A 12,745-nucleotide genomic window follows, 5' to 3' on the forward strand; every position below is an offset into this window, starting at 1 on the left:
GGCTCACCGTCGCAAGCCGGCCACACCCTTCTCGATATGATCGTCCGCCTTCTGCTCCTGCGTAGCAGGCGCTGGACTGGACTTGGCATCGACCGCATCGACATCCGATTTCGCGTAATTCCCGACATACTCAATCTTGGCTTTCGCTCGCAAATCCTTCGCGCTGTCCTGGGCCACCTCACGTCGTTTCTGGTTGAAGAGATAGCGCTGAATCGCCTGCGTCGCTCGCTCCATCGGCACCGGTTGCTCGGCGTAGTCGAGAAGCATCAGGACGTTTGCCACGTTCTGATCGGTGAAGGCCGCCGTGTCGCCCTTGTTCATCTTCGCAATACGCGGCAATGCTTCGATAGGCAATGCTTCGGCCGGGCGAGTGCTGTTCCTTTCCCGGTAACGAATGCCTGCGGCATTGAGGATTTTGCTTACATCGGCAGGCGTCTTTGCGGCGTTCAGTTGTTCACGCAACTGCTCCGAATACTTGGCTCGTTCGAATACGAATTCCCTGAAAGCGTAAACTCGCCGATGCTCAAACAAACCCGGATGCTTTGCATAGAATTCCTTGATTTGTTCCGGCGTCGCTGGAGAACCAGCGGCCTGGCGGTCCACGTAAGCCTGAGCAAGGATCTGCCGGCGCGAAGACTCCAATTGCTGCAGAACTTGCGGGTCCCTGTCGAGTTTCGCTTCCACCGCTTGCTGAACCAATAGGGTCTGGTCGATCAGCCCCTCCAGGATGCGTTTGGTTGCGGCTTCCGTGTCCGCACCTTGGGGCAAATTGCCCGCGAGCCGCTGTAACTCCGCGTTGATCTGATGCACGGTCACTTCATCGTCGTTGACCTTGGCCGCCGTTTGACTCGCGGGCTTATCCTCTTCGCTGCCACACCCGGCCAGCACGGCGACGAGCAGCAGCGATCCAACGCTTTTCCCACACGCAAGGTTCATCTTGAAATAGTCCTAGTATCTTATGACAAGCCTATGATATACCGCAATTTACCGCGGAACCCGACTTCGTGAGCCCAAGGTCGTCCGCGCCAAGCTTCAGTACGCGTTCCGATCCTTCAGAATCGTGAACATCGTCTTCACCATGATCCATAGGTCAAGTGAAACCGACCAGTTGCGCAAGTAGTCGAGATCATACTCGATTCGCTTGCGCATTTTGCCTACGGTGTCTGTCTCCCCGCGAAATCCGTTGACCTGCGCCCACCCGGTTATCCCGGGCTTTACCTTGTGCCGGATCATGTAACCGTCGATCAACTTACGGTACTGCTCGTTGTGGGATATGGCGTGCGGACGAGGGCCGACAATACTCATACTGCCGCCGAGCACGTTCAGGAATTGCGGCAACTCGTCCAGGGACGTCCTCCGCAGAAAAGCACCGAAGCGCGTAACTCGCCCATCGTTTTTCCGTGCCTGAATCACATGAGACCCGTCCTCCTGGACGGTCATGGTCCTGAACTTATACACCATGATTTCTTCTCCACCCAGGCCGTAGCGTCGTTGCTTGAACAAAGCAGGGCCGGGCGATGTGATCCTAACTCCGAGCGCGATCATCGCCATCAGAGGCCAGATCAAGAGCACGATGGTTGTCGCCATGGTTACGTCGAACACGCGTTTGACGACGGCGTTCACGCCGAATATGGGCGTTTCGCATACGGCGACGACTGGAATTCCGTTGACCGAATCGACCCGCGCCTGGATAAGGTCGAATACGAACAGATGCGGCGCGAAATAAACGGACGCCGTGCTGTCGCGAAGGGCGTTGATCAAATCGATGATCCGAGGCTGAGCTGCGATGGGCAGAGCAATATAGACGCAATCGATGTTGTTGCGCTTCACAAACTCGGACGCGTCGGCAACCTTGCCGAGCAACTCTGACTTATCCAGTCCCGTCAGCCGGCTCGATCGTCGATCGTCGAAATAGCCGCGCACGTTCGTTCCGGAATACAAGTCTCGCCGGAAACGAGCGACCAATTCGCGTCCCAACTCATTCGCACCGACGACGATTGCGGACCTGGCTATTGCTCCACTGATGACAGCGCGACGGACCAACGAGCGCGCGAGTTTGGTTCCTAAAAGAAGCGTCAACGGAGTGACGGCAAACCACGTCAATATTACGTTGTATTGAAAATTCGTCGTTAGTTGTGTGGCATATCCCAAGAAGAGCAATATGGCTGCAACGATGCCCCATCCGACGACAACGCCCCGGATCAACCGGGTGAGATGAAAAGAGCTCCACGGAACCAGGATATCGATCTCGTCGAACACCTGGGAGGCAATGAAGAACGTCAAGACCGTCAGGAGCAAATAATACCCAGTGAAGTGCTCGCCGTAAGCATAAACGCAGACCAGCAGACTGGCAGTAGCAAGAAGGGGATGGAGCAGGCTGTTGACTAACGCGGTAAGCGGACTCTCCAGACCTGTGGATACCACCACTCCGCCACCCCGCGCAGGTAGCTGCGGGCGAGTATGGGCGAAAGACAGCTCTTTCGATTCCATCATGATGCCTTGTTCTGAACTCGTGCGCCTATGCGTTAACTACTCAATGTGGCATGCGCCATGCCCGGGACTGCGGCCGAAACCGCAAGGCGATACGCGCTTTCGGCTGAGGCGCCAAAGTGCGGAGGTGCCAAGCGTGCGAGCTGCACCACGAAGCAACCACTCTCGCCTGATGCCGCGCCCCTTGATTCGCTCGCACACTTGTGGGCCACTCGTCTGTACAACGACAACGGACTGGCAATTTTTGCCCTGCGAGGCATTAATTACCTGCCACAGAAAATTAAAGGCTGTCGGCCGTGGGGCCGACAGCCTAAGGCAAGCGAAACTAACGACCGAACTCGCTACGGCGGTCTACGCGAACCGGCTGGCAGACGCCCGCTTGCTCCTATTCCTCAGACGAAAGCCGACCAAACCCACACCCACCAACATCATCGCCCAAACTTCGGGTTCGGGTATTGAAGTGACGGAGATCGCACCGTTGTACGCCCCACCAGCCGAGCCGGTAGTAAACCCGCTCACGGCCAGATACATATTTTGTGAGGCACCTTGTGGACCGAAATTCACACTCAGTTCCGTTCCACCACTACCTGCAACGCCGCTATCGGAATCCATCAAGACGTCGTCACCGCCGCCGATGGCAGCATCAGCGCCCATCGAGAACAAGGACAATGATGTAAACATCAAGTCCAAATTCAGCGGTGGAATAGGAAAATTAACCACGGAATATGCGGACCCGCCATTCGGCGGTAGCACGAACGTGAAGAAGTCGCCGAGGGATACGGGGGGCGGACCACCCAAGATGAAACCGGCGAATGGAGTGGCGCCTATATTCAGGGTGCCCAGATCGGTTATCGCTGCGTTCGATGTAACACAAGCGCCGGACAACGCTACTGCACATGCCAACTGCTTCATCGGTAGTCTAGACATTGCTTCACCCTCTTCTTTTTGACCCTTTGGCTAGCAAACACGGGCAGCACATTCGCCTAATCCCGTGGCTGAACTCAGTGACCCGAGGAAAGCGTACTATACTTTGCCTCGATTACAGACTTCTTACTCCTGCCACTTCTTACTCCTGCCACTTCTTACTCCTGCCGGCAACTTCGATTGCTCCAGGCTGGCCACATACAAGCGCCGGGTATGCTTAAAATTGTGCGCCCTTGGGGCTGATATCACTGTTAACTGCGTCACGACTCTGGCATAAGTTTTTAGGTCTTCTGCGCCCGGTGCCAACCATGCTTCGAGAGTAAGGTACGCTCTCGTCCATGAATCCGTCCGCAGTCCCTTAGTCATAGGCGACGGTATGCGACTTCGGTAGGGTTGCTACAAACCACGGTTGCCGTCCAATAGCCTTGGATGCTAAACTTTGCCTTCCATTTCGGGCGGTTAGCTCAGCGGTAGAGCACTGTCTTCACACGGCAGGAGTCACTGGTTCGAACCCAGTACCGCCCACCAAGTCCGAACTCCTGGTGCCACTCACCAGGCCATTGCCCGGTCCCTAACTGGCCGTCTTCGGTGACGAGCCGTTGGCCGCGGCGGCCGATCCAAACGTTCCATCCGAGGCCGTCGTCTTGTGTAGCACGATCCTCGCCCCGCTCTGTCGGGCCAGGGACCGGGCAGCCCTGATTACACGCGCCTGCTCGCTGTCGCTTACCAGCGCAGCAGGTGAATTGCCTGCGTACAGGTGCCACGAGCCGTCTTTTTTCATGACATGGTAGTATTTGATCACTCCTAGCACACTCTTCTCTGGTCGTGTCTGCCGCCAGGCCGGGAAACGCCAGCACCGCAAATTGAGTACCTGACGCCGGACCCCGACAAGCGGTGCTATAGAACGAAAAGCCCCGCACGAAGCGGGGCCAAAGACGGGATCTAAAAGCTCAATAGTTATTAGACACGGCGGCGGCGATGTACCACATAACCGATCAATCCCAAAGCCGAAAGCATCAACGCATAGGTCTCGGGCTCGGGAACAGCCGTGGTCGTCAAGTCCATGCTTCCGCGCAGGGTATCCGGATACGGCGGCGCCAGGCCGTTGAACGACGAGCCGATGAGAAAGTCGGCATTCCCGCCAAATAACGCCGGGACCGTATTCGAATCGAACGACGCGTTCGCCACGCCACCGGCGCTGGTATCGACATCGAGCAGTCCGAAACCATGGCCGGTGAATGCGGGCGTGCCGATATTTTCGCCCTCGCTCCTGAACGTGTTACCGGCCGCGTCGATATCGTGCCCTTTGAGCGTGAGCCACAGCGTGCCGTTCGAAGCCTCGATCATATCGTCGGCAACCGAGCTCCCGGCGTTCTGGGTGCTGAAGTCCTTGGTCGCGCCCGTGCCCATGTAGACACGTACGGAACCGCCGTCAAAGGACACAGAACCGTCAACAATGTCAATCGAACTCACGGTGTAACCATCGAATACATATGTGAGCTCGCAACCGCCGCAAAGATCTCCCGTAGCGAACGAATTGACGGAATCGATCTTCCCGTAACCGGTCAGTTCACCTCCAACGGCTGATGGCACATTGGTATAGATTTGCCCGGCCGTGAACGTTGTGCCCAGAGGGATCTCGAGGCCTCCGATATTGACGGCGAGCGCTTGGCTCGTGGCGGCAGCGAGCAGTACCGACCCCGCCGCCAACCATTTCTTGGACGTTCTTCTCATATCCTGGCTCCTTTTATACGTCGTCAGTGGAACGGAAAACATAGACCACGGTTTTGCGAAACGTTGAGACGTGGTTCACATTCCGCCGTTAAAGGTTTTTCGACTCCCGGGCATGCCTCTTGCCTCCCCGGGCGCCTCATGACTTGTTGCAATTCACATGCACGGGGCACATGCACGGGGGTGGCGTCGCCTGGAATGTCGCTTGGTTGCGACAAGGCAGTCGAAGGAACGGGCCTTTATGCAGATGCCATTTCGATGGAGATAGCCCATCGACCACACCGCACGCCGATACGCGAACGATCGAGATCGCCGCTCGATGGAGAATCACTACGACACTCACGTCCTCGATGCCGGCGTAATTTTCGATAGGTAATCCTCGGAGCCGCTGCGCGGCTTGATCGCCTCCCCGGGTCGGCGCGTCTCATGAAGACGGTACAATCCCGCATGAAGGAAGATGCGAGCGGCACCCCGCATAACGACAAGCGCCCATCGCCGAGGAATCGCAATGAATGCTTCGTACAGTACGGATTTCGCTCCGGCCATCAGCAGTGATTGCGATGGCCGTCCTGCCCGATGGTTCGTATTCCACGAGGGTAGGATGCTGGTGGCGGTCTCCGGCGAAGAGCTACTCGTGCCGAAATGCGCGCATCTCGCCGAGCTCGGCCTGGAACCCGGTCGCATCCAGTTTCTCGGCACTCTGAACGGCGAACCCGCCTACGCAGCCGAAATCGCGACGCCGCATACGCCCGAGGGGATGGCATGGGAGGGGCTGAGGGCGCTGTTCGGCCGCTTCGATGAGGTCCTGGTCGGCATTGCGAGCCGGGCCTCGCAGCTCATCGAGTGGGACCGGACTCACCAGTTTTGCGGCCGATGCGGCTCACCGACAACGCCCCGGGCCGACGAGCGCGCGCGGACGTGTCCGGGCTGTCGGCTCAGCGTCTATCCGCGGATCAATCCGGCCATCATGGTACTGATCACGAACGGCCGTCAGGTCCTGCTTGCCCGCAAGCCCGCCTCCCCGAAAAACCGTTTCAGTGCCCTGGCAGGCTTCGTGGAGGCTGGCGAATCGCTGGGGCAGACGGTAGTCCGGGAAACCCGTGAAGAGGTCGGCGTGGAGGTGAAGAATATTCGCTACTTCGGCAGCCAGTCGTGGCCGTTTCCGAACTCGCTCATGATCGCGTTCACCGCCGAGTACGCAGGGGGCGAGGTCCGGCCGGACGGGGTGGAGATCGAGGAGGCGCGCTGGTTCGATCCCGGCGAGCTGCCGAACGTCCCCGATCGCATAAGCATCTCGCGCTGGCTCATCGATTCGGTGTGCGCGGAGCTCCTCGATGGACGCCGGAACTGAGGGGGCTGATCAGTCTTTTCTCAAGCACTCAGCTCCACCGCCCCGCACCGATTCCACACGCACGCGCCCCGACAAGCCTTGTCCAGATCGACCAGATATTGCTCGTGTGCAGTCAGTTCCTCGGCGCTTGCGACCAGAACCGTGAGCGTGTAGTGCTCGATGACGTCGACATCGAGATGGGCCGGGGTTTCGTCGCCGAGCCCGATCAGCAGGCTCTCCTGGCCGCGCGTCATGGCGAGATAAACCTCGGCCAGCAGTTGCGCGTCCAGCAGCGCCCCGTGCAACGTGCGCGTCGAGTTGTCGATTCCGTATCGATCGCATAACGCGTCGAGCCCGTTCTTCTTCCCCGGGTGCAAATCGCGTGCGAGCTGCCAGCTGTCGATCACCGAGGGACAGGATTCGCAGATCGGCGGCAATCCGGTGCGCGCGAGCTCCGCATTCAGGAAGGCGACATCGAAGGCAGCGTTATGGATGATGAGCTCCGCGCCGCTGATGTAGTCCAGGAACTGGGCCGCGACCTCGCGGAACTTCGGCTTGTCGAGCAGGAACTCGTCCGAGATGCCGTGCACCTGCAACGCTGCTTCGTCGCTCGACCGCTCCGGGTTGACGTAGTAGTGGAAATGATTTCCGGTCGAGCGGCGGTTCAGCAGCTCCACCGCGCCGAGCTCGATCACGCGATGACCCAGTTCCGGTTCGAGACCCGTGGTCTCGGTGTCCAGCACGATCTGACGCGTCATCGCAACGCGTCTGGAATAATCTTCTTGTGCATCGGCTGCGCTCCCCGCATGCGAATGGGCGCGAGTCTATCAGCCAATCCCTGAAACATCACGCTCGGCATCGAGATGCGAGCCCGTGATCCCCATGTTCGCAAGCCGGTCGGCACGTTCGTTGCCCACGTGGCCGGCATGGCCCTTGACCCAGAACCATTCGACGCGATGAAGCGCCGCCAGTTCGTCCAGGCGTCGCCACAGGTCTTCGTTCTTGACGGGCGTCTTATCCACCGTGCGCCAGCCACGCCGTTTCCAATTGCCGATCCACGCGGTGATGCCTTTTTGCACGTATTGCGAATCGGTGTGGATGCGCACGACCGAGGGCCGCTTGAGCGCTTCGAGGGCGCGAATGACCGCGGTGAGCTCCATGCGGTTGTTGGTCGTCAGGGGCTCGCCGCCGTACAGCTCCTTGCTGTGAGCGCCCCACTCGAGCCGCACGCCCCAACCGCCGGGACCCGGATTGCCCTTGCATGCGCCGTCGGCGTACACATCGATCGCCTCGACGCTCATCGCTTCTGCGTCGACTCCCGGGCCGCCATGGCGCGCCCGCGCACGCGCCGCAGCGCCACCACGTTGCCGCTCGTTGCGATCGCCGGACGCCAGCTCGGCGTGATGACGCGCATGCCGCGCACGCGCTTCACCGCCTGCAGCAGGTAGATTCCTCCGGCGAACGGCCACCAGCGGTCGCCGGCCGAATCGAGGAAGTGGAAGCGGCGCAGCCACTGCTCCTGCGAGAACGGCGGAACATAGCCGTGCATACACCCGCCGATAACGTCGAACGACAACAGCGACAACCAGTCCTTGAGCCGCGGCAGATTGATGAAACGCCCATTCCACGGCGTCTGCGCATACGCGCTCGGCACAATGCGCTTCAAGCCGAGCAGGCTCCAAGGATTGAAACCGGAAATGACGACCTGCCCTTCGGGAACCAGCACGCGCACGACTTCGCGCAGGATCTGATGCGGGTCGTCGGTGAATTCCAGCACGTGCGGCAGGACGACCAGGTCGATGCTGTTGGCGGCGATGGGCAGATCGCGAAAGTCGGCCTTGAGCGCAATCGGACCGGCGGAGCCGATACACCAATGCGACGGGATGCGCGAGGTCCGCAGCAGGTCGATTTGCGCCGAGCCGTATTGCAGCGCGTTGTAGCCGAAGATGTCGGCGACCACGCGGTCGTAATACTCGCGTTCGCGCTCGAGCACATACTGACCCAGAGCGGTATCGAACCAGGTCGCGAGCGCCTCAGCGGTCACTTGGGGATGTTGCACTGTTGCCATAGGCGTCCATTACAGCGAAGGTTGTGAGTCACCGCCCGCCGGCCAGGAGTCCGGTACACACGCCGAGTACGCGAATCGGCGATTTGCCGGCGCCGAGCCATAACGTCGAACAAAGCCATTTCGTCCGCTTGGTTCTCGATCGAGCCTGCACATGACGGGCCTATTATTGTCGAAATCCGCCGTGCGGGTGTGCCCTTGAGAGCCATGCATGTTTTTGCGAATGGCGGGTCGCCGGTCGAAGCGTCGCGCAGGTCGACGTGCAGGGAGTTAGCCCCGACGCAGCAAAGTGGGCCACATTCCTAATGCGGCACTCTAAAATACAACCATAAACCATTGGCCCGACGCGTATCTTTGTCTAACATCGCGCCGGGAATACGTTCTCCGGGGGTGGCATGCCAGATTTCAAGGCGATGCGCGCAGTCGCGCTACTCGTGCTGACGTACGGCCTGAGCGCAGCTTCAACCCAGGCATTTGCGTTCGATGAGCCCGCCGCCGAGGTCGAGATCATCGACGTTGGAACCTTGACGCTCGCCTCGCCCGTGCCGACCGAGCCCGCCTTGCTGTTGCCGCGCCCCCACCTGCCGCACGAGCAGGCCGAAGGTGCCGGACCCGCGGGCCTGACGCTCGGCGACATTCCCTTCAGCTCGGCAACCAACGCGGCCTCGGCTCATACGAGCCTGTGGGATCGCATCCGGGCTTCGTACGCCATGCAGGAGCTCGACTCGCCGTTGGTGAAGGAGTGGGAGAACTGGTATGCGAGCCGGCCGGACTATGTGGCTCGCATGGTGGCGCGGGCCGAGCGCTATCTCTACTACATCGTCGAGGAAGTCGAAAAGCGCGGCATGCCAGCCGAGATTGCGTTGCTGCCGATGATCGAAAGCGCCTATAACCCGAATGCATACTCGACCTCCCATGCTTCGGGCATATGGCAATTTATTCCATCCACCGGCAAGATTTACGGCCTGAAACAGAACTGGTGGCAGGACGAGCGCCGCGACGTGCTGGCTGCCACGCGGGCGGCGCTCGACTACCTGGAGAAACTCTACGAGATGTTCGGCTCGTGGGAGCTTGCGCTCGCTTCCTATAACTGAGGCGAGGGCGCGGTCGCTCGCGCGGTTCAGCGCAACGAATCCCGCGGGCTCAAGGCCGACTACCTGAGCCTCGACATGCCCGCCGAAACGCGCAATTACATCCCCAAGCTCATGGCGGTGAAAAACATCGTCACGCGACCGGAAAGCCATGGCTTGACGCTCGCCGAGGTGCAGAATCGGCCCTACTTCGCTGTCGTGACCACCGACCAGCACATCGACGTGAAGCTCGCCGCCAAGCTTGCCGACACGCCGGTGGAAGAGTTCCAGGCGCTCAATCCCTCGCACAATCGGCCGGTGATCCGCGCCGATACAAGTCAGCCGATTCTGTTGCCGGCGGACAGGGCGGAAGTCTTTCAGACAAACCTGCAAACGCACGGCGAATCGCTCACCTCCTGGCAGTCCTATACCATCAAAAAGGGAGACCGGATCGAGCGCATCGCACAGCGCTTCGGCATCGCGCTGTCGCGCCTGAAGGCAATCAACAGCATTCCGGCCCGGCTACGTAGTCTCGTCGGGCTGACGATCCTGGTTCCCGCGGCTGGCGATCAGGCCGGCAGCGACATCGCGGCCGCCGGGTTCGCGGCGCCTGTCGTGGCGCCAGTGGCCGGCCCCGCAGCAGTAGCCGTCCAGGCAGCCAAGCATGTCGTCAAGGCGGGCGAGACCCTGGCAGGAATTGCTCGCCGCTATCGGCTGAGCGTCGCGCAACTGGCGGCCACGAACGGCATTCGCAACGGCAAGATCCGGGCGGGTCAGTCGCTCAATCTCGGCGTCTCGGGCAGACAGGTTGCCGCGACCGGCAAGAAAACCCCGGCCGCCAAACGCGCGGTCTCCAACACGACCAAATCGACCAAACCGACGGCGCGCAGCAACGGCCCGGTTGCTCGCGGTCGCGCCGCCAGCAAGGACAGCCCGCGAGTCGCAAAAGACGCCAAGGATGGCACGCGCGTCGCGTACGCCGCGCAGAAGGACTGATCCGTCGGACTGAAGGACTGATCCGTCGGACTGAACCGCCTTACTGCGCCACCTCGTCCTCGCGCCGCTTCGGCCCGGAGGCGCCTTCGTAGAGGTAACAGCGTACCCAGTGCGTATCGCTCAGCGCCCGCTCGGCGGGGTAGCCGACGCGGCACGGCTCGTGCACCTTGGGGCAGCGTGGACTGAAATGGCAACCCGGCGGCGGCGATACGGCCGAGGGCAGGTCGCCGCCGATGCGCACGGGTTGCTTATGAACGCTCGGATCCGCGACCGGGACTGCCGCGAGCAGCGCCCGTGTATACGGATGCTTGGGCGCGGAAAAAACCTCCTCCACGCGCCCGTGCTCCACGACCCGTCCGAGATACATGACCGCAACCTCGTGGGCGAGAAACTCCACGACACCCATGTTGTGCGTGATGAACAGGTACGACAGCCCACGCCGGCGTTGCAGCTCGAGCAGAAGATTCAGAATCTGGGCCTGCACCGACACGTCCAGCGCGCTGGTCGGCTCATCGCAGACGATCAGCCGCGGCTCCACCGCCAACGCGCGAGCGATGGCGATGCGCTGTCGTTGCCCGCCCGAGAATTCGTGCGGATAGCGCGCCTTCGAGGCCGGATCCAGCCCCACCTCGGCGAGCAACGCGTCGATGCGCCGCGCCCTTTCCTCCGCTTCCCCGCCGACACCCAGCGACGCCATGCCCTCGTCGATGATCTCGGCCACTCGCATGCGGGGATTCAGCGACGAATACGGATCCTGAAACACGATCTGGAAGTCGCGCCTGTGCAAGCGCAGCGCACCGGAAGTCAATTGCGCCAGATCGATGCCGTCGAAGAATACCTCGCCCCCGGTGGCACGCAGCAGCTGCAGCACGCCCTTCCCCACCGTGGTCTTGCCGCAGCCCGATTCGCCCACCAGCGCGAGCGTTCGCTCGGCCGGGATGCTGAGCGATACGCCGTCGACGGCGCGGACATAGCCCGCCACGCGGCGCAGCAGCCCCTTGTGGATCGGAAAATGGACCCGTAAATCAGTCACCGCGAGCAGCGGTTCACCTGCTTCGCTAGCTTCGGCGGGGCTCTCGCCGGCAACATTCGAAGGCGACCGGCTCGCGTTTTCTTGCTCCAGTGCCGGAAGGCCTCGATTGCCGAGTACCTCGGTGTACAGATGGCAGCGCACCGACCGGGCAGACCCACTCGACGCGAGTGCGGGCGCGATCGCCCGGCAAGGCGGCTGCGCGCAATCGCACCGGTCGGCGAACCGGCAGCCGAAGAATTCCTGCGCCAGCGATGGCACGCTTCCCCCGATTACGGAAAGCATCTCGCGGCGTTTGTGGCGCGTCGGCAGGGACGCGAACAGCTTGCGCGAATACGGATGCTGCGGATCGGCGAAGAACGCCTCGCTCGGCGCCGTCTCCACGATCTGCCCGGCATACATCACGCCGACGCGATGCGCGGTCCCCGCGACCACGCCCAGGTCGTGCGTGATGAGCAGCATCGACATGCCGCGCGTGCGCTGCAGCTCTCGCAGCAAATCGAGTACTTGCGCCTGGATCGTGACGTCGAGCGCGGTCGTGGGCTCGTCGGCGATCAGCAGATCGGGCTCGCAGGCAAGCGCCATGGCGATCATCACACGCTGGCGCAATCCGCCCGAGAGCTGGAACGGAAACTCGTGCAGGCGGCGCGCGGAATCCGGCACGCCGACCGAGTCGAGCAGCTCGCGCGCCTTGCCCTGCGCCTCGCGCGTGCCCATGGCGGTGTGCTGCTCGAGCACCTCGATGATTTGCGCACCGATCGTGAGCACCGGGTTGAGCGACAGCATCGGTTCCTGAAAGATCATCCCGATGCGGGCGCCGCGCACCGAGCGCATCTCGGTTTCCGGCAATTGCAGCAGGTCGACGCCGTCGAGGACGACGCGCCCGTCCACCACGCGCCCCGCGTCGGGAAGCAGGCGCATGATCGAAAGCGCGGTAATCGATTTGCCGCACCCCGATTCGCCGAGCAATGCAAACGTCTCCCCGGGACGGATGGCGAGGCTCAAGCCGTCGACGGCGCGCACGGGCTCTTCGCCCGCATCGATCCATGTGCAGAGGTTCTCGATCTCCAGCAGCGGTTTGCTCACGTCGCCGCCTCCGTATCGTCGTC

At 61.3% G+C, this 12,745-nt stretch carries 11 protein-coding genes and 1 tRNA gene; 4 read left to right on the forward strand and 8 right to left on the reverse strand.

Going from position 1 to position 12,745, the window contains the following annotated elements:
- Nucleotides 1-3 precede the first annotated feature (3 nt).
- The 3 genes from epsD to GEV05_12535 form a co-directional block, all read right to left on the reverse strand.
- Nucleotides 4-936 carry a peptidyl-prolyl cis-trans isomerase, EpsD family gene (gene epsD, locus GEV05_12525; GenBank protein ID MPZ44206.1) on the reverse strand — a complete coding sequence of 311 codons (933 nt, stop codon included), beginning with the start codon at nt 934-936 and terminating at the stop codon, nt 4-6.
- Nucleotides 937-1,032: 96 nt separating this feature from the next.
- Complete coding sequence (locus tag GEV05_12530; protein MPZ44207.1) at nt 1,033-2,490, reverse strand: undecaprenyl-phosphate glucose phosphotransferase; 1,458 nt, start codon at nt 2,488-2,490, stop codon at nt 1,033-1,035.
- A 351-nt stretch (nt 2,491-2,841) separates the two neighbouring features.
- Entirely contained in the window at nt 2,842-3,417 is a 576-nt protein-coding gene (locus GEV05_12535) for a PEP-CTERM sorting domain-containing protein (GenBank protein MPZ44208.1), read from the reverse strand.
- Nucleotides 3,418-3,867: 450 nt separating this feature from the next.
- Between GEV05_12535 and GEV05_12540 the strand changes: the two genes are divergently transcribed.
- Nucleotides 3,868-3,942, forward strand: a tRNA-Val gene (locus GEV05_12540).
- A 432-nt stretch (nt 3,943-4,374) separates the two neighbouring features.
- Here the strand turns inward: GEV05_12540 and GEV05_12545 are convergent.
- A complete protein-coding gene (locus tag GEV05_12545; GenBank protein MPZ44209.1) occupies nt 4,375-5,190 on the reverse strand; it encodes a PEP-CTERM sorting domain-containing protein in 816 nt (271 codons plus the stop codon).
- A gap of 463 nt (nt 5,191-5,653) precedes the next feature.
- On the opposite strand from GEV05_12545, the gene nudC reads away from it, so the two are divergent.
- Nucleotides 5,654-6,496: an NAD(+) diphosphatase gene (gene nudC / locus GEV05_12550; protein ID MPZ44210.1), complete on the forward strand. Its 843-nt coding sequence runs from the start codon at nt 5,654-5,656 to the stop codon at nt 6,494-6,496.
- Between the two features lie 20 nt (nt 6,497-6,516).
- Here nudC and dnaQ read toward each other — a convergent pair whose 3' ends face one another.
- The 3 genes from dnaQ to GEV05_12565 form a co-directional block, all read right to left on the reverse strand.
- On the reverse strand, nt 6,517-7,233 hold the full coding sequence (gene dnaQ, locus GEV05_12555; GenBank protein MPZ44211.1) for a DNA polymerase III subunit epsilon: 717 nt from the start codon (nt 7,231-7,233) through the stop codon (nt 6,517-6,519).
- A gap of 69 nt (nt 7,234-7,302) precedes the next feature.
- A complete protein-coding gene (gene rnhA / locus GEV05_12560) occupies nt 7,303-7,776 on the reverse strand; it encodes a ribonuclease HI (GenBank protein ID MPZ44212.1) in 474 nt (157 codons plus the stop codon).
- Nucleotides 7,773-8,543, reverse strand: coding sequence for a methyltransferase domain-containing protein (locus tag GEV05_12565; protein MPZ44213.1), 771 nt, complete (start codon nt 8,541-8,543; stop codon nt 7,773-7,775). Before GEV05_12565 ends, rnhA begins: the two co-directional genes overlap by 4 nt.
- 392 nt (nt 8,544-8,935) lie before the next feature.
- Between GEV05_12565 and GEV05_12570 the strand changes: the two genes are divergently transcribed.
- Nucleotides 8,936-9,634, forward strand: coding sequence for a transglycosylase SLT domain-containing protein (locus GEV05_12570; GenBank protein ID MPZ44214.1), 699 nt, complete (start codon nt 8,936-8,938; stop codon nt 9,632-9,634).
- Nucleotides 9,635-9,709: 75 nt separating this feature from the next.
- Nucleotides 9,710-10,606, forward strand: coding sequence for a LysM peptidoglycan-binding domain-containing protein (locus GEV05_12575; protein ID MPZ44215.1), 897 nt, complete (start codon nt 9,710-9,712; stop codon nt 10,604-10,606).
- A 40-nt stretch (nt 10,607-10,646) separates the two neighbouring features.
- On the opposite strand, the gene GEV05_12580 is transcribed toward GEV05_12575, so the two are convergent.
- The gene (locus tag GEV05_12580) at nt 10,647-12,722 is read right to left on the reverse strand and encodes a dipeptide ABC transporter ATP-binding protein (GenBank protein MPZ44216.1); all 2,076 of its coding nucleotides are present in this window, start codon (nt 12,720-12,722) and stop codon (nt 10,647-10,649) included.
- Nucleotides 12,723-12,745 lie beyond the last annotated feature (23 nt).

The sequence above is a fragment of the Betaproteobacteria bacterium genome (assembly GCA_009377585.1).
Lineage (GTDB): Bacteria > Pseudomonadota > Gammaproteobacteria > Burkholderiales > WYBJ01 > WYBJ01.